We start from the raw sequence: 18524 nt of genomic DNA, 5'->3' as shown, positions 1-18524 counted from the left end.
TGTTTTTTTGTGTACAGAATCAAGTCCTGATTTCGTTAACCAATTAAACCGTAACGACCGACAGACGTCGGTACGGGTGGATTAAACCGGGCCGCCGTCGTGCGGTATCCAGTACATGAGACAGCTAAAGATATCAAAACAGATTACCAACCGCGAAAGCCAGTCCCTGGACAAGTACCTCCAGGAGATCGGTAAAGTGGATCTGCTGACCCCTGATGAAGAGGTACAGCTGGCACAGAAAATTCGGGAGGGGGATCAACTTTCCCTGGAGCGGCTGACCAAAGCCAACCTCCGTTTTGTCGTTTCCGTCGCCAAGCAGTACCAGAACCAGGGTCTTTCTCTGGGTGACCTGATCAATGAAGGCAACCTGGGACTGATCAAGGCGGCACAGCGGTTCGACGAAACCCGCGGTTTCAAATTCATTTCGTATGCCGTATGGTGGATTCGCCAGTCGATCCTGCAGGCCCTGGCCGAGCAGTCGCGGATTGTGCGCCTTCCGCTGAACCGGGTCGGTTCTCTGAACAAAATTTCAAAGACCTTCTCGGATCTGGAACAGAAGTTTGAGCGGGAGCCGTCACCGGAAGAACTCGCTGCCGTGCTGGAGATTTCTGCCGCCGAAGTGGTCGATACCCTGAAGATTTCAGGCCGCCACGTGTCGATGGATGCTCCGTTCGTGCAGGGTGAGGAAAACAGCCTGCTCGACGTTCTTGAAAACGATGGGGAAGACAAGCCGGATTCCGGCCTGATCAACGATTCGCTCCGGAAAGAAGTGCAACGGGCGCTCTCCACGCTGACCCAGCGGGAGGCCGATGTGATCACGCTTTATTTCGGGCTGAACGGTGAACACGCCATGACGCTGGAGGAAATCGGGGAAAAATTCAACCTGACCCGGGAACGTGTCCGGCAGATCAAGGAAAAAGCCATCCGCCGTCTGCGTCACACTTCCCGTTCCAAAGCGCTGAAGACTTATTTAGGATAGTTGTTCCATTTTTTAAAGTTCGCAGCGGGCAAACGCAGGTGGCGCAGGATTTTCAGGCGTCCGACCGGTTTTCTCCCTGCGAACTTTTTTTGATCCCTTTCCCTTCGTGGCGATTCACCAGGCCGTTCTGAATGTAGTGGAATTGTGCGTCCGGAAAGGCGTTACCAATGCCGTCATTTCTCCGGGTTCCCGGAGCGCCCCGCTGACCCTTGCCCTGGCCCGCCATCCCAAAATGCACTGCCGGGTCGTAGCCGATGAACGCTCCGCCGGTTTTATTGCCCTTGGGCTGGCACAACAGACCCGAAAGCCTGTTATTGTCGTATGTACCTCGGGCAGTGCGGTTTATAATCTGGCCCCGGCCGTGGCGGAGGCTTATTTTCAGGAAATCCCGCTGCTGGTCCTGACGGCCGACCGGCCGAAAGAATGGATTCACCAGCAGGACGGTCAGACCATCTTCCAATCTGGTATTTTCGGGCAGCACGTCAAACAGGGTTTTGAATTTCCCTCCGACTTTACCCATCCTGACGCCACCTGGTTTTCCGAGCGCATCGGGAACGAGGCCCTGAACCTTACTCTGATACCTCCATTCGGGCCGGTACACATCAATATTCCGCTCCGGGAACCCCTTTATCCTACTTCGGAAGAAACCTTTCGGTTCGGCCCGGCACGGATCATCGACCGCCTTCCGGCAGAACCGGGCCTGCCGCCCGAGGTCTGGCACCGGCTTCAGGAAGAGTGGGAATCTGCGGAACGAAAACTGATTGCCGTGGGGCAGGGACCGTACGATCCGGCCCTATTGGAAATTCTGGAGAAAATCAGCGGTGAATGGCGGATTCCGGTTCTTGGTGACATTATTTCCAATCTGGGACAGAACGGTGAATTCATCTCCCAGCACGACCTTTTCCTGAGCACCACCGGCGGGTCGCTGCCCGAACGTCTTCAGCCGGACCTCCTTGTTACTATCGGTAAATCATTCCTTTCCAAATCGTTCAAGCTTTTTCTTCGGAAATACCGGCCCAGGCGGCACTGGCATATTCAGCCCCACGACCGGCTCGCCGATCCGTTCCAGTCTCTGACGACCCAGATTCCGCACCACCCGGTTTCGTTTTTCCAAAAGCTCTTTTCGGATATTGATTTCCAGCACTTTGTCGGCAATGAAGAGGAAGTCTGGGAAGCCGGGTATCAGGAAGCGTGGCAGAGCGCCGACCGATTAGCTCAGCGGACCCTCAACCAGTTCCTGGTCCCGGAAGATCAGTTCCACGAATGGGCCGCCGTCCGCAGGGTGCTGGATGCCCTGCCGGAAGGAAGTCAGCTGCATCTTGCCAACAGTATGCCGGTGCGGTATGCCAATTTTTGCGGGCTGGAAACCCGGCGGAACATCGAGGTCTTTGCCAACCGGGGAACCAGCGGCATCGACGGCTGCCTGAGCACGGCCGTCGGAGCAGCCCTGGCGACGGATAAAATCGTGACCGTCCTGATCGGGGACGTGGCGTTTTTTTATGACCGCAATGCCCTCTGGAACAACCTGATACCCAAAAACCTCCGGATTGTCCTTCTGAATAATCACGGGGGTAACATCTTCCGGATCATCGACGGACCGGCCGGCCAGCCGGAACTCGATGTCTTTTTTGAAACCAGCCAGCCGCTTTCGGCGGAGAACACAGCCCGGGATGCCCGTATTCGTTACCGGAGGGTGTCGGATTTTCCTTCCCTAAAAGCCGCGCTGGGAGAATTCTATCCGGAAGGAGAAGGCCCCGCCTTACTCGAAATCGAAACTGACCGTCGGGAGAATGCCGCGCGGTTCAGGGATTACAAATCCCTTATTCGAAAAGCCTTCCCTGCGGACGATTAACGGCAATACCGGCTTCGGAAGGTTTTTGCCAGGTCGTCGCCCGCGGTCTGGCCGGTGGCCCAGATTCGGCAGGCCAAGTCGAACTGGCCGGATTTCTGGTAAGCCGATCCCAGGTAAGCATAGATATGTTCCACCGCCGGGTCCAGCTTTTCGGCGGTTTTGAATGCCGCCAGCGCCAGATCGATTTCATTCCTCCGAAGGTGGTATAGACCCAGATTCCGGTGCGCCCAGCCATTGGCATCATCCAGTTTCAGTGATTGCCGGATCAATTGCACCCCTTCCTCGTCTTTGCCGCTCTGCAAAAGCAGATAACCCTTGTTATTGAGATAATACGGCTGGGCCGGCCGGGTCTGGAGGGCTTTCTCGATCAATTCGAGCGCTTCCCGGTTTTTTCCTTCCCGCATCAGGATCAGGCTGAGGTTGTTGAGTGCAAAATCCTGCCGGGGGTTGACCTTGAGAGCCTGCTCAAAATCTTTCCGGGCCAGGTCGAACTGTTTCTGGTTAAAAAACAGAACACCCCGGTTCGTCAGGGCATCGGCGTTGGCGGGCTGAAGCCGGAGCGCCTGCTCGTAGGCCGCCTGGGCCGCCGGCAGGTTGTTCTGTCGCACCCGAACGTCTCCAACCCGTACATAATAGAAGGACGAATCCCTGTAGGCCGACTGACTACGATCGAGGTCATCGAGGCTTCCGCTCAGGTCGTTCTGATCGAGCCGGACTTCCGATCGATTGAAGTAAGCCTGCCAAAACTTCGGATCTTCTTCAATGGCCCTGGTATAATCCTCCAGCGCTCCCTGCCGGTCGCCGATGCGGTATTTTGCCAAACCCCGGTTATTATAAGCGTCCGCAAAGTTCGGGTTTTTCTCCAGCGCTTCATTATAAAATTTGATGGCTTCCCGGTATTCCCCGGTCTGAAAAGTCCGGTTGGCCCGCTGGAAAAACCGGACAGAATCTTCCCGATCCTGATCCGAGCAGGCCGAAACGATCAGGATCAGCAGCGGAAGGATCCGGAAAATTGAACTACCTTTATTCCGCCATTGGAACATGCGTTGCGAAATCGGCAATAATATCATTGCCTAACAGTGTTAAATTTTAACGAAATGCGGTATATTAAAGATATTTCTCATCCAACATTTCGGATTGGCCTCTATAGCTGGAACGGCAAATACATTCTCAAGATTGAAACGGGCCTTTACGAACAGACCTATAAAATCAGTGAAATGGAGATAGCCTCGGAAGAGGACGTTATCCGTTTGATCGATGAACCCTTCCTGCTTCGGGTCGACGAACGCTTCCGGCAGATGCACAACGACTTTACCGAATCCATGCAGCGGCATGAGCTGGATTGGTAACACCACTCCCGATTCGGGTCAGGTGGTTTTGAGATACAGCCACCGGGCATACAGGGCCCGCTGTTCCGGCGTCGGACTGGAAACCGGTTCAATCCGGAAAGCCGCCAGCGGATTTCCGGTCAGCTTGACCGTCAAGTTTTTGATGTACCCGCCCCGATTGACCGTAAATTCAACCGAATCCCCCGGTTTGTAGGTGGCCAGCTGTTTTTCCAGGTCGGCACCGGCCCGCAGGCCGCCCACCGCCAGAATTTCGTCGTTCACGTTGATTCCCTCGTTCCAGGCCGGGGAGTCCCGGCGCACCGCCGAAACGATCAGTTTTCCCTCCGTCAGTTTCGTTATTGCCCCCAGATACGGGTCCTGTTTGCCGGCGCTGGCATCTACCATCCGCAAGCCGACCGGGTTCAGGAAGCCATTGTAATCGATCTTTTCGGTTCCGAAAACATATTTCTGGAAAAAGTCGTCCATCTTCCGCCCGGCTACTTTTTCCACCGCCTGCTGAAATTCCTCGTCGGTAAACCCGCGTTTCAATTTCTTATAATAGGTATCGTACAAGAGCCGGAGAACGTCGTCCAGGTTGTTTCTACCCCCCGTACTCTGAAGGATAGACAGGTTGAGTAAGCCCCCGAGCACGCTCCCCTTGCTGTAATACGAGACGGTGCTGTTCACCGAATTTTCGTTCGGCCGGTAATATTTAATCCAGGCGTCCCAGCTCGCTTCGGCCACCGACTGCACCTGGGTGCCCGGCAGGTTTTCAATCCCGCTGATTTCATAGGCGAAGTTGCGAAGGTACTCGTCGGCGGTCGTGAAACCGGCCCGGCGGAGGATATAGTTCTGGTAAAAGCTGGTAATGCCCTCGGCGACCCAGAGCAGGTGGGTATAGTTCTCATTCTCATAATCGAACGGACCGAGCGCTTTGGGGCGAATCCGTTTGACGTTCCAGAGATGAAAATATTCATGAGCCACCAGGCTTAAAAAATTCTGATACGCCCTGGCGGTGATGAAGGCATCCCGGGTTACCTGAAGCGTGGTGGAATTCTGGTGCTCCAGTCCACCGCCCCCGGTCGGGGTCTGATGAACAATAAAGGTATATTCCTTACAGGGGTGCTCACCGATCACCGTCGCAGCGGTTTCGCAGACCCGCTTCATATCTTCGGCCAGCCGGGTCGAGTTATAGATTTTTTCGCCGTACATGGCCACCGTATGCGGCACACCGGCAGCGGTAAAGGTCAGCACCTCGTGGTTACCGATCTCCATGGGAGAATCCACCAGAACGTCGTAATCGGAAGCTTCGTAGGTGTTCGCCTGCCCGGCGACGGCGGGCAGCGCGGTCGATATCTTTTTCCAGTCCTTAAAGGGCTGGACCGTCAGCCGGTGGGGCTGGTTGCGGAGAGGATCGACATACATAAAAAGACTCGCGCCGTTCAGGTAACCGTGGGACTGGTCGAGGAAGCTCGTCCGGACGGTCAGCTCATAGGCATAAACCCGATACTGGATCACGAGGGATTCTTCTTTGGTGTACACCCGCCAGGTATTCTTCCGGATTTTTTCCGACCGGACCATCCGATCGCCGGCCTGGGCCCGGAAACCTTCCACATTTTTGGCATATTCCCGGATCAGGTAGGAACCGGGTGTCCAAACTGGCATTTTAATATCGATATAACCGTTACCGGCCTGATCCGTCAGGGCGGTCGGAGCCGAAACCCGCATCTCTATTTCAAAATAATGCGTCTGCGGCTGGGGCATCGACAGCACGTAACTGATCGGTGCAGGGGCCGCAAATGGGGCCGTTTGGTCGGTTTTTGCCGCCGAAGGGCCCGCTATGGCGAGGCTGGGTAACCAGAGTAAAAAGAAAAGCCAATGATTTTTTTTCATACGGAAATGCGTGTACTTTCGTTTTTTGATGGTAGAAAGCCGACCCGCTTATCTTACAAAAGTAATAAGGTAACTACGATATAGAAAATCTGTTCATCCCCAACGTATGCGTCCGACCCTGTTTGGAAAAGCATTCCGATTATCGGTTCTGATCACCTGTTCAACGCTGTCCCTGACGGCAACGGCCCAGCGGACTTTGGGCCATACCGAACCGGAAGTTCATTTCCGGAACGGGATGGAATGGTTTGAGAAGAATAATTACGCGGCAGCCCGTCAGGAATTCATGCAGTACCTCGACCGGAAAAAACCGATCCAGTCTGCCAATGATCCGGATGCCGTTACCGCCGAATATTACATTGCCCTTTCCGGCCTGTATATGGATATTCCGGAAGCGGAGGTCCAGGTGGACCGGTTTGTGAAAAGCCACCGCGAGCATCCGAAGGCGAACCTGCTTTACGGCGACCTCGGGAAGTATTATTTCGACAAAGGCGACTTCGACCGCTCCATCACCTACCTGGAAAAAGCCATCCGGCAAAACCAGAATTCGACGAAGCAGGCGGAAAGCAAATACCTGCTGGCGATGGCCTATTATTCCAAGCAGGATCTGCGGCAGGCGCTTCCGCTTTTGAACCAGATCAAGCAGGACCCCGGTCTTGAACAGGCGGCTTCGGCTTCCTATTATGCCGGCGTCATCAATTTCCGGCTTGGCAATTTTACGGAAGCGCTTTCGGATTTCCGTCGGGTGGAAAAGAACCCCACCTACCAGAACGAGGTCCCGAACTGGATCGTCCAGTCCCTGTATAAAGCCGGTCGGTACGATGAACTTCTGAGCTACGCCCAGCCGCTTCTTCAGCGGAATCGGACCAATACCGGCCCGATGGCCGAAGTGGCTCTGTTCACTGCCGAAGTTTTCTATAAAAAGGCTGATTATGCCAAAGCCGCCAGCTACTATAAACTATATAGTAATACGAAGGGGAGAAGTGTGCCGGCGGCCGTCCAGTTCCGGTATGGCGACGCCCTGTTTAAAACCGGCGACTATGCCGGGGCCATCAACGCCCTGAAAAACGTTTCGGCCGGGAAGGATACCGTCGCCCAATATTCGGCCTACCGGCTGGGAATCAGTTACCTGCAGACCCAAAACCCCTCCTTTGCCCTGAACGCCTTTGACCAGGCCGCCCGGCTGGGCTTCAATAAACCCATTCAGGAGGAGTCGGCGTTCAATCATGCCAAGCTCCAGCTCGACCTGAACAATGGGGGAGATGCCGTGAAGGAGTTTACCGATTTTCTGCGTCGCTACCCGGACAGCCGCTTTGAGAATGAGGCCAATGAATTGTTGAGTGAGGCCTACTTCTCTTCGAATAATTACACGGCGGCCATCTCCTACATCGAGCGCCTGAAACGCCGGACCCCCCGGATCAACGCTTCCTATCAGCGAATTACCTATAACCAGGCCGTCAATGATTTCAACGCGGAGCGGTATGCCGAGGCTATTGCCAACTTCGATAAATCGCTTCAGGCCCCGGTGGATAACGACCTGCGGAACAGCGCGCTTTTCTGGAAGGCCGAAACCTACTCGGCCCTGCGAAAGTACGACGAAGCCATACCCCTGTATCAGCAGGTCCTGAAAACGCCGTCGGCCGAATTACAGGGCAAGAGTTTGTATGCCCTCGGCTATGCTTCCTACAATAAAAAGAACTACGCCCAGGCGGTAACTTATTTCCGGGATTTCATCAGCAAATCCGGCAGTCAGGATAAACAGGCCATCGAAGATGCGACGGTTCGGGTGGCCGACAGCTACTTCGCCAACAAGAACTATAACGAAGCGATGCGGTATTATGACCAGGCCATTGCCCAGGGCCGTATCGACCGTGACTATGCCACTTTTCAGAAAGGGGTAATTCTCGCTTTTATGGAGCGGGACGTGGAGGCCCGGGCGCAGTTTGAAAAACTGCTCACCCAGTTCCCGAACTCCCGTTATGCCGATGATGCCTTATATCAGGCGGCCAACGTGGATTTCGAGAAAGGCTCGTACCAGACTTCGATTCGGGGGTTTTCCCGGCTGATCAATGAAAAGCCGAAAAGTTACCTGATTCCTGCCGCCCTTCTGAAACGGGCGACGGCGTATTCCAACCTTCAGACGTATGAACAGGCGATCCAGGACTATCGGCGAATTCTCCAGGAATTCGGGGGCAGCCCCTCGGCTTCGGGCGCCCTGCTGGGTTTGCAGAATGCCCTGAGTGATGCCGGCCGTTCGGAAGAGTTCAGCAGTGTTCTGTCTTCCTACAAGAAAAGCAACCCGGGCAGTACGGATGTACAAAAGGTTGAGTATGAAAACGCTAAAAGCCTATATTTCAATGAGAAATATCCTCAGGCTGTGAACGCTCTCCTTCAATTTATCGAGGATAATGCCGGAAGCCCCCTGGTTTACGAAGCCCGGTACTATCTGGCGGATTCCTATTTCCGTTCGGGGGATCCGACCAATGCCCTGCGGTATTACTACCTGGTCATGTCAGACAATAAATCGGAATTCGTAACCCGGGCCGCAGCCCGCGCCGGGGAGGTGGAACGTCAGCAAAAGAATTATCCGCGCGCCATCCGCAACTACCGGACGGTGCTGAGCCAGTCGAACAGCAAGAACGAGCAGGCTTCGGCCCAGATCGGTCTGATGGAAACGTACTATGCTACGGGCAACTACGACTCCACCCTGATTGCCGCCCGGGAAGTTCTGACCATCGGTAACGTAATTCCCGGAGCCCAGAACCGCGCCCAGTTGATGCTCGGCAAGGTGTTTTACGCGAAGGGGGACTACAAACAGGCGACCACGGAATTTGAAAAAACCATCGCTCTGGCGAAGGATGAGCAGGGAGCGGAAGCCAACTTCTGGATCGGGGACATTCTGTACCGGTCGAAAAAGCACAAGGAGTCCATCGACGTTCTGCTCCGTTTCAATTCCGACTTCACTCAATCTGAGTACTGGAAAGGCAAAGCATTTATCCTCGTCGCCGACAACAATGTGGCCCAGAACGAAATCGCCCAGGCGAAGGCCGTTCTGAACTCGATCATCGAAAATGCCGAAAATCCGGAAATCGTAACCGAAGCCAAGCAGAAACTCAGTGCCCTGGACAACCGCAATTAATCAGAAAAGTCAACTCTTCATGATAAAGCCGAAATGTCTTATCGGTAAATACGCCTGGATACCGGTCTTCGCCGGCTGTCTGTTGCTCGGACCATTCGGAACGGTGGCCCAGCAAACCCAGCGACCGACCACCCCGCCGGTTCGGGAAGGGGAAGTAGACGATCAGGAAATCACCATTGAAAAAAATCGAAAAATCGAATTGCCGCCCGCCAACCGGCTTTTCAACAAAATACCCTCCGTCAAGCCTTCCAGCGACCAGCGGAAACTGACCTATGAATTTAACGACCGGACGCTGACGGTGGGGGATCCCAAACTATCCCCGGTGGCCCTCGACATCCCGGCCGCCCAGGCGGAACAGCAATCCCTGTTCAATAACTACATCAAGGCCGGGGCCGGGAATTACGGCTCTTTTTACGGGGAAGCTTTCGGAAGCGGTCAGGTTCAGGAAAACATTTCGGTGGACGGTTCCTTCCGCCATCTGTCCTCTTCTCTGGGGCCGGTGGACGGGAAAAACTCCGCAACGAGTGAAAACCGGCTGAAACTGAACGGCTATTACCAGACCGATGCCTTCAAACTTTCCGCCAACTTGGCCTATGACCGGGATGTTTTTTATTTCTACGGCTACCGTCGGCCCCGCGAAATCGACCGGGAAACCATCAAACAGCGGCTGAATACCACCCAATTCCGCGTGGGAATCGAAAACGTCGATCCGGAGAAAAACATCGATTATTCCCTGAAAACGGGGATTACCACCTTCCGGGACAACTACGATGCGTCGGAGTTCGACTGGGGCACCAACCTGAAAGGTTCGGTCGGGATTTCGGAAAGTCTGGTCGCCCTTTTTGCTGCCGATGCCTTTGTGACCCAGCGAACCGACGGGCCGGTGGATAACCGCAATCTGTTCCGGGTCAAGCCGACTTTCAAATATTCTACCTCCTTTCTCACCATTACGGCCGGGGTAAACGCCGTGAACGAGTCTGATAAACGGCAGAATATCAACCGTACGCGGGCTTTTCCGGTTCTCGATCTGGATATAGTGCCGGCCGGGAATATTCACTTTTTTGCGGGGGTCGACGGAGACATCAATCGAAATACCCTGCGGACGTTCCTGACGGAAAACCGCTGGCTGGCGCCTAAGGTGGTTCTGGCGAATACGGAGAAAACCTGGGATCTGTATGGCGGGAGCAAGGGCGAACTGGGCGGTGGTTTTTCCTACGAGGGAAAGGTTTCCTATGCCCGGTACCGGAATTTTTACGGGTTCAACAACACCTGGCCCGACACCTCCAAGTTTTTTGTAGTCTATGACAGCAACCGGGCGCAGGTCCTGACGATCTCCGGGCAGATCGGCTATACCTTTAAAGATTTCTTCCGGTCGACGCTGCGGGCCAACTTCTATGACTACAGCCTGAGCCGGATGGAAGCGGCATGGAGCCGCCCGACCATTTCGGGGTCATGGTCCAATTCGGTCATCGTCAATAAAAAATTATTCGTGACGGCGGATTTGTACCATTACCAGGGAATGCAAAACAAAAATTTCGTTTCAGGGCAGGTTTTTACGCTGAAACCCATCTGGGATATGAACCTGAAAATTGACTATTTCTTAGGAAAACAGGTTTCAGCTTTTGTTTCGTTGAATAACATTTTCGGCGGTAATTATCAGCGCTATTTGTATTATCCACAGCAAGGGCTTAACTTTCTCGGAGGATTGTCTTACTCCTTCTGACACCACCACAACCCTTGAGTACTATGGTAGCTGTATCGGATTACCTGAAAAAGCTTTTGTATCAATACGACTGCATCGTCGTTCCGGAACTGGGCGGTTTCATCCTGCATTCTGTGCCGGCTACCTTCAGTGAATCCTCAGGGCAATACTTTCCTCCCCGGAAGAAAATTGCGTTCAACGAAGCGCTGAAACTGGACGACGGCCTGCTGGTCAACTACATGATGCTTCATGAGGAGCTGACGCGGGAGGAAGTTCTGCAGGGAGTCCGGGCCTTTGTGGAAGAGCTGAAACAGCAGTTACGGACCCAGGGAAGTTTTGCGGTGGAAGGAGTGGGGCTGTTTTCCGAGAATGAGGAAGGGAAACTTCAGTTCGATCCCGAACTGCGACATAATTTCCAGGGCGAATCGTACGGTTTTCAGGCCATCGAAGCGCATCTGGCTTCCGTGACTGAACCAATAGCGGAGCTTCCGGTCGAGGAACTGGAGCCGCTGGAGGAGGTCCTGGTTCCGGCCGAAACGGCCGAGCCGTTGGTTCGGAAAATGCCGGTCTCCACTGGGCGGAATTACCTTCAGTGGGCAGCCGCCATCCTGGTGATCGGATCGCTGGGTGTGATGAGTTTCATGACCGTCAACCGGTCCACCTCCCAGGCTTTCAGCAGCCTGAACCCGTTTGAAGTTTTTATGAACCGGGAGGAAGCCGCTCCGGCTCCGGTCGAAAAACCGGTGGCGAAAGCGGAAGTTTCACCGGAAAAGGTGTCTCCGGCTTTACCGCCGGCTTCTGTCGAAGCGGCTCCGGCTCCAGTAGTAGCTCCAGTTCCTGCTCCAGTCACAACCAGTAACCCGGTCGATGCCGTTAAACCGGTTCTGACGACGGCTTCACCCGACTTCCAGTATATGGCGATTGCCGGAAGTTTTGCCAGTAAACGGAATGCGAAACGACTCGTTCGTTCCCTGTATCGGAAAGGGTTTACCTCCGCCTTCATTCTGCCGACCGTACGAAAAGGAGAGCTGATCAAAGTGGCCGCATTGGGTTCCAACGATCGGGAAGAGGTCCTGGCTTCTCTGGGCGCCATCGCCAAATATTCAGGCTCCCGACCCTGGATCATGAAAAAGCACTGACTGTCATTCAAATAGGTTCGAGAAAGCAGCAATTGAGCTGCTTTTTTTGTTCTGAACCTTAAAATACTGGTAATCGTTATATTTTTGCCTTCGGGAAACAATAGAGAACACCATTCCATCCGTTATTGGCAAAAGAGAGTTGCAGATGAACCGAATCACACTGGAAAACGAAAACGAATACCGGGTTACGGCCCTCGCCGTATCGTTTGCGATCTGCGCAATGCTGTTTTTCCTGCTGCTTTATATCCGGCTCTGGCAATCGGTTCCTCAGCCTCCCCCGATCGATTTAGTGGAGGTCAATTTCGGAAACGACCTGATCGGCAGCGGCAATATACAGACCTATAATAAAGCCAGCGATTCGAAAAATAAGGAGGAGGTGAAGCGGGCGGAAGATAAACCCAATCCCAAAATCACTACGACGCCCCGAGTTGAAAAAACGCCGGTGACCCCGGTTCCGAAGATCGAGGAGGCAAAACCCAGTAAAGTGGTCACCGAAAAGCCGGATATTGCCAGTAAACTGGAAAGCCCGGTTTCAGTACCTGAAAAGGCCGAACCAAAAAAGGTGGAGGCTACCGCTCCTAAACCGACTCCCGCTCCCCCAAAAGCGGAACCCGTCGCCAAAGTGGAGAAAGTCGATCCGAACGCTCTTTTCAAGCGGTCCGGCTCCGGGGGCAGCAACGGCACCGTCGGAAAGGCGGCCGGTACGGGAGGAAATAACAATGGCGATGATGCCTCCGGCGTAGGAGATAAGGGTAATCCCGACGGGGATATCAATGCCAAGCAATTTTACGGAACGCCCGGCGGAACAGGTTCTGGTGTTTCCCTGAATATGGCGGGCTGGCGTCTGGCCAGTAACCGCATTGCCCAGGATAACTCCGGGGAAAGCGGAAAAATCGTGTTCGAAATTAAAGTAGACGATAAAGGGGACGTCATCAATGTCCGGGTAAGAGAAACCCGTGTGAGTCCGACCGTTACCGAATTTTATAAACAGCAGGTCTATAAACTGCAGCTTGTTCCCAAGGCTTCTTCGGCCCCGCCCATTTCAACGGGAACTTATACGATCAATATCAGGGCCAATTAATTCGCTGAATGACGTATTCGGAAGCCATTGGGTATTTGTATGCCCAGTTACCGGTATTTCACCGAGTAGGCGCCAAAGCACTCAAGCCAGGGCTGGAAAATACCATCCGGCTTTGCGAATACCTGGGAAATCCTCAGGAAAAATTCAAAACCATCCATGTGGGAGGAACCAACGGCAAGGGAAGTTCCTCCCATTTACTGGCTGCGGTTCTGCAGTCAGCAGGTTACCGGACTGGTCTGTACACCTCTCCACATCTTAAATCCTTTACGGAAAGGATTCGCATCGACGGATTTCCCATACCCGAGGAGGAGGTGGCGGACTTTGTCGGGCAGCACAAAGCATTTATAGAAGATTTAAGCCCTTCTTTTTTTGAAGTGACTGTTGGCCTGGCTTTCGACTATTTCGCCCGCCAGAAGGTCGATATAGCGATTATAGAGGTAGGCTTGGGCGGCCGTCTTGATTCCACCAACGTCATTTCCCCGATTTTATCTTTGATAACCAATATCGGCTGGGATCACAGCGATATTCTGGGGGATTCACTTGAAAAAATTGCGTACGAAAAAGCCGGGATTATTAAAGCGGAGACGCCGGTCGTGATCAGTGAACGAAATCCGGAAGTGGATTTCGTGTTCCTGGAGAAAGCGAAAGATTGTGATGCTCCTATTCGATTTGGTCCTGATGCCCTGGAAGTTGCCGATGGCGGGTTGACCTCCGAAGGCAGGATACTGAGGGTGACGACCCGGGAGGGGAAGAGCAGCGACCTTACGATCGGGCTGTTGGGGGAATACCAGCTGAAAAATGTCGGCGGAGTGTTAACCGCCCTAAAGATGTTGGAAAAATCCGGTTTACCGATATCGGATGCGGCCGTGGAGAACGGATTTAAAAATGTGGTCCGGCTTACCGGTTTAAAGGGACGCTGGCAGATTCTTCAGCATCATCCTACCGTTATCTGCGATACCGCACATAATGAGCCCGGGCTCCGGAGCATTTTTCAATCATTGACCAAGCAGCAGTTTAAGAATTTGCATATCATTACCGGCTTCGTTAAGGATAAGGATTTAACGAGGGTCCTGGTTTTGTTTCCTTTCAATGCAACCTATTATTTTTGTGAGCCGACCATCCCGAGGGCTCTGCCTTCCGGCGAGCTTGCCGGACTTTTTAACCAAAATGGTATCTTTGGGAAGGTATATAGTGATGTAAACGAGGCACTTAGCGAAGCAAAACGACTCGCTGGCCCGGAAGATATTATTTTAATTACCGGAAGTACCTACGTGATTGCTGAAATAAATCATTTATAGAGTGGGCAGGAAAAAGCTGGAGCGGTTTGAGTTCATTCGGGAAAGCCCGATTGTGCTGGAACCGGAAAAAGAAATTTACAGGACGATCAAAGGGAACTGGAGGAAGGAATTTTTTAAAAATAACCATCCGATCGTCGTGGAACTGGCCTGTGGGAAAGGCGAATACACCATTGGACTTGGCCGCCGGTTTCCGGATCTTAATTTTATCGGCGTCGACCGGAAAGGAGATCGGATCGGGCGAGGGAGCCAGCTGGCGATGGAAGAGGGCCTTTCTAACGTGGCTTTTCTAAGGACGGATATTCATCGAATCCAGGAATTTTTTGATGAAGGTGAGGTGAATGAAATCTGGATTACGTTTCCGGACCCTCAGCCGCGAATTAAGCAGTCCAAGAACCGGCTCACTCATCCCAGGTATCTGGAATTGTATCGGCAGATTCTGGTGAAAGGAGGGACGCTCCACCTGAAAACGGACAACGACGATTTCTTTGATTTTAGCCTGGGGCACCTTCCGGCCTCCGGTTTTCAGGATGTGATCAGTACCCGGGATTTATACAATTCGGAATTAAATGGGGTTCACCTCGGAATTAAAACCAAATTTGAGGAAATCTTCTTTAAGAAAGGATTCTCAATCAAATATCTACAATGCAAAAAAGCGGTCTGACGACCGCTTTTTTGCATAAATAAATGAAAATTTCTTTTAAAAAAGGCGGGTAATCAGGTCGGCAACCCGGCTTGAATATCCGAATTCGTTGTCATACCATCCCACGATTTTTACCAGCGTTCCATTGGCGGAAGTCAGTTTTGAGTCGAAAATACAGGAGTGAGGATTGCCCACGATATCCGTAGAAACGATCTGGTCTTCCGTAAATTCCAGAATACCTTTCAAGGGGCCTTCCGCTGCGGCTTTCATGGCGTTGTTAATATCCTCAATGGTCGCTTCCCGTTTTAGGATGGCCGTCAGGTCCGTTACCGATCCGTCCGGTACCGGAACCCGCATGGCATTTCCGTCCAGTTTCCCTTTTAGGTGCGGAAGCACCAGGCCAACGGCTTTAGCAGCGCCCGTAGAGGTCGGCACGATCGAAAGAGCGGCTGCGCGCGCCCGACGGAGGTCGGAGTGAGGGGCATCCTGCAGGTTTTGATCCGCCGTATAGGCGTGAATCGTAGTCATGTATCCTTTTTCGATACCGAATGTATCGTCAAGCACTTTTGCCATGGGAGCCAGGCAGTTCGTCGTACAGGAAGCGTTTGAAATAATAGTTTCGCTTCCGTTCAGAGAATCTTCATTTACGCCCAGAACGATGGTAGGGATATTTCCTTTCGCAGGAGCAGAAATGACCACTTTTTTAGCGCCCGCCGTCAGGTGTTGACCGGCTCCGGCTTCATCCACAAATCTCCCCGTCGATTCAAGAACTACGTCCACATTAAGTGATGACCAGGGGAGGGCTTTGGGATCCCGTTCGGCATAGGCGTTAATTCTAACTCCATTGACGGTAATACTTTCATTATCGGAACCGATCGTTCCATTGAATCTTCCGTGAACTGAATCATATTTTAATAAATGCGCAAGGGTTGCATTATCGGTTAAATCGTTAATGGCAACGACTTCGACATTTTCTTTTTCAAGAAGTCTCCGGAAAGACAGACGGCCAATCCGGCCAAATCCATTAATGGCTACTCTAATTTTGCCCATAGTAAAAATCGATAGGTTGTAAAGTCAGCCGCAAAGTTATTAATAGAAATAGAAATTGAAAGGCAGGAAGTAAGGACAAAAAGAATGTTACTTATATTAGTAAAAGAAAAAGAAAATTATAACTAAATTTAGTAAAACACACGGGATTTTAGGTTTTATTAGTATTAATTTTAGTAATCAGCTAATGGGAATTTTATATTTACTAAATTTAATAGTATATTATTTGTTAATTACTAAACGAAATATTTTAACTATTACTTACTTGTTGCTTATGGATTTCCCATACTTTTGACCAGTCATCCAATTAATTGAAAAATTCCATCATAATTTGCCGTACACCTAATTAGAAAGAGCAGATCTTATCGTTAAATGTTTTGCCTGTTTTTATTCCCTTGACGACAAGAATTCTGTTCCGGCCAAATCAGATAAGGGGCTATTTTTTAATCTAAATCTCTGGCTTCGCAATTGCTTTCAAGGATTTGACCCTAAGTAAAATTTGGGAACTTTGACTGAAAGAGAGGCTGACAATCGAACCCTTTAATACAGGATGAGGATGAAAAGAGGGCACCTGAAGAAACTAATAAATATGAAAGGTTTGATAAATTTACGTTCCCGATTACACTCCCTTCATTTAATAACACGATTCCCTGTACGAAAGGAATAAGGTCAGCCGATAACAATCTTTTTCAGATGGAGAAAGTAGAGAAGAGGAAATTTCTAAAACCGTCCTAACCTGGATCTGGTTATTTGAATAAGGAGAAAAAACAATATATTTAAAGTAAAATATATCAAAAAAATGGGAGTCTTTTCTAACCTATTAATCTCATTTGAGCCACCCGACAATTGTTGTTTTCTAACTGTTCCACGGTCTGGCGGTAAGCCAAAAATTCTTTATAATCCGTATAATTTTTTAAAGGCAAATGATATTAATAGCTGATGTATAACACCCTTGAAATGAGTAACTTACATCTTTCATCCTAAATATTCACTTGTAACACCTTTTTGAATTTATGGAGTATCAGAATTTGGTAGAAACCATTTGGTCAGACCGCGTTTTGCTGCAGGAGCAGAGTCATTTGAATGCCATATCAGAAGTAATCCATGCGCTCGACGAGGGCAGATTAAGAGTAGCTGAACCTGCTGAGAAGGAGGGAGATTGGAAAGTGAATGATTGGGTGAAAAAAGCCATCCTGCTTTATTTTATTTCTCAATCGATGAGAACGGAGACCGTTGGGATCTTTGAATTTCATGACAAAATTCCTCTTAAAAAAGATTTCAAAAGTAGGGGAGTTCGGGTTGTACCGCCCGCAGTCGCCCGCTTTGGATCTTTCCTCGCCCCCGGAGTTATCCTTATGCCGTCCTATGTAAACGTAGGGGCTTATGTCGATGAACGGACAATGGTCGATACCTGGGCTACGGTCGGCAGCTGTGCGCAGATCGGTAAGGACGTTCACCTGAGTGGGGGAGTCGGCATCGGGGGCGTGCTGGAACCACCCCAGGCTTCGCCGGTCATTGTGGAAGACGGTGCCTTTATCGGCTCGCGCTGCATCGTAGTGGAGGGTGCTCACATCGGCAAACGCGCCGTTCTCGGAGCCGGCGTGACCATCACGGGAAGTTCCAAAATTATCGATGTGACAGGTTCGGAACCGGTGGAATACAGGGGTTACGTTCCTGCAAATTCCGTTGTCATACCCGGAACCATTACTAAAGAATTTTCCGCCGGTGCCTACCAGGTTCCCTGCGCCCTGATCATCGGCCAGCGCAAAGAATCCACGGATTTGAAAACATCACTGAATGAAGCCCTCCGGGAAAATAACGTCACCGTTTAACGGTTTACAATTTTAAATCATTTAACAAAAGCCAATTTTACATTTGTAAGGTTGGCTTTTGTTTATTTTTGTAAATTGAATATTGTAATCATGTTGACATTTGTAAAACACGATGCTTGTTTAATTTTGTGAAATTATATACGTTTGTAAAAACAGGTTTGGTTATGAATGTAAATGACAAAATTAAACAGATTCTGAAAGACAAGAACTTAAGTCCTTCCCAGTTCGCCGATGAGATCGGCATTCAGCGCTCCAGCATTTCCCATATTCTCTCCGGCAGGAACCGACCGAGTTTCGACATTATTCAGAAAATCATTCGCCGGTTTCCCGACCTGGGTTACGATTGGATCATGGAAGAGGACGAACCTGTATCTGCAGGGGAGTCGCGATCCCGGGAGATTCAGCCGGTTGTAAACGGAAAACCATCCCGGCAACCGGAAATTGTGGAAGAACCGTTCCTGCCTGCCGTCCAGCCAGAATCGTCCGTAGCGAAAAAAAACGAATCAAAAACCATAGAGCGGATTCTCATTTTTTATACGGATGGTACCTTTCGCGAATATGCGCCGGCCTGACTATTTGCAGGTCCCGACCATACTG

General features: G+C 51.3%; 14 protein-coding genes. 11 read left to right on the top strand and 3 right to left on the bottom strand.

The genetic code is table 11. From position 1 onward, the window contains the following. Nucleotides 1–115 precede the first annotated feature (115 nt). A complete protein-coding gene (locus DX909_RS02280) occupies nt 116–979 on the top strand; it encodes a sigma-70 family RNA polymerase sigma factor (protein ID WP_038118528.1) in 864 nt (287 codons plus the stop codon). Nucleotides 980–1085: 106 nt separating this feature from the next. Further along, the gene (gene menD / locus DX909_RS02275) at nt 1086–2831 is read left to right on the top strand and encodes a 2-succinyl-5-enolpyruvyl-6-hydroxy-3-cyclohexene-1-carboxylic-acid synthase (RefSeq protein ID WP_128543433.1); all 1746 of its coding nucleotides are present in this window, start codon (nt 1086–1088) and stop codon (nt 2829–2831) included. On the opposite strand, the gene DX909_RS02270 is transcribed toward menD, so the two are convergent. Continuing rightward, nucleotides 2828–3874, bottom strand: a complete 1047-nt coding sequence (locus tag DX909_RS02270) for a tetratricopeptide repeat protein (protein ID WP_128543432.1) — start codon at nt 3872–3874, stop codon at nt 2828–2830. The genes menD and DX909_RS02270 overlap by 4 nt on opposite strands. Before the next feature lie 174 nt (nt 3875–4048). Here DX909_RS02270 and DX909_RS30020 point away from each other — a divergent pair, with 174 nt between their 5' ends. Then, a complete protein-coding gene (locus tag DX909_RS30020) occupies nt 4049–4180 on the top strand; it encodes a hypothetical protein (RefSeq protein ID WP_310589817.1) in 132 nt (43 codons plus the stop codon). A gap of 18 nt (nt 4181–4198) precedes the next feature. Here the strand turns inward: DX909_RS30020 and DX909_RS02260 are convergent, their stop codons facing one another. Further along, entirely contained in the window at nt 4199–6052 is a 1854-nt protein-coding gene (locus DX909_RS02260) for a M61 family metallopeptidase (RefSeq protein ID WP_128543430.1), read from the bottom strand. A gap of 106 nt (nt 6053–6158) precedes the next feature. Between DX909_RS02260 and DX909_RS02255 the strand changes: the two genes are divergently transcribed. The 6 genes from DX909_RS02255 (at nt 6159) to trmB (ending at nt 15069) form a co-directional block, all read left to right on the top strand. Next, a complete protein-coding gene (locus tag DX909_RS02255) occupies nt 6159–9188 on the top strand; it encodes a tetratricopeptide repeat protein (RefSeq protein ID WP_128543429.1) in 3030 nt (1009 codons plus the stop codon). A 19-nt stretch (nt 9189–9207) separates the two neighbouring features. Beyond that, entirely contained in the window at nt 9208–10911 is a 1704-nt protein-coding gene (locus tag DX909_RS02250) for a TonB-dependent receptor (RefSeq protein WP_229310916.1), read from the top strand. 23 nt (nt 10912–10934) lie between these two features. Next, entirely contained in the window at nt 10935–12029 is a 1095-nt protein-coding gene (locus tag DX909_RS02245; RefSeq protein ID WP_128543428.1) for an HU domain-containing protein, read from the top strand. 145 nt (nt 12030–12174) lie between these two features. Next, nucleotides 12175–13110, top strand: a complete 936-nt coding sequence (locus tag DX909_RS02240; RefSeq protein WP_128543427.1) for a hypothetical protein — start codon at nt 12175–12177, stop codon at nt 13108–13110. A gap of 8 nt (nt 13111–13118) precedes the next feature. Beyond that, complete coding sequence (locus DX909_RS02235; RefSeq protein ID WP_128543426.1) at nt 13119–14408, top strand: bifunctional folylpolyglutamate synthase/dihydrofolate synthase; 1290 nt, start codon at nt 13119–13121, stop codon at nt 14406–14408. Nucleotide 14409: 1 nt separating this feature from the next. After that, complete coding sequence (gene trmB, locus DX909_RS02230; RefSeq protein WP_128543425.1) at nt 14410–15069, top strand: tRNA (guanosine(46)-N7)-methyltransferase TrmB; 660 nt, start codon at nt 14410–14412, stop codon at nt 15067–15069. Between the two features lie 36 nt (nt 15070–15105). Here the strand turns inward: trmB and gap are convergent, their stop codons facing one another. Further along, the gene (gap, locus tag DX909_RS02225) at nt 15106–16098 is read right to left on the bottom strand and encodes a type I glyceraldehyde-3-phosphate dehydrogenase (protein WP_128543424.1); all 993 of its coding nucleotides are present in this window, start codon (nt 16096–16098) and stop codon (nt 15106–15108) included. A 1010-nt stretch (nt 16099–17108) separates the two neighbouring features. Here gap and DX909_RS02220 point away from each other — a divergent pair. Together DX909_RS02220 and DX909_RS02215 are read left to right on the top strand one after the other, a co-directional pair. After that, nucleotides 17109–17927 (top strand): 2,3,4,5-tetrahydropyridine-2,6-dicarboxylate N-succinyltransferase, encoded by an 819-nt coding sequence (locus DX909_RS02220; RefSeq protein WP_128543423.1) that lies wholly within the window; start codon nt 17109–17111, stop codon nt 17925–17927. A 164-nt stretch (nt 17928–18091) separates the two neighbouring features. Beyond that, nucleotides 18092–18499: a helix-turn-helix domain-containing protein gene (locus DX909_RS02215; protein ID WP_128544251.1), complete on the top strand. Its 408-nt coding sequence runs from the start codon at nt 18092–18094 to the stop codon at nt 18497–18499. The last annotated feature ends 25 nt before the right edge of the window (nt 18500–18524 follow it).

The organism is Larkinella soli (assembly GCF_003703975.1).
Classification (GTDB): domain Bacteria; phylum Bacteroidota; class Bacteroidia; order Cytophagales; family Spirosomataceae; genus Larkinella; species Larkinella soli.
The sequence above is the reverse complement of the archived record's forward strand: the minus strand, read 5'-3'. Positions and strand labels throughout refer to the sequence as shown.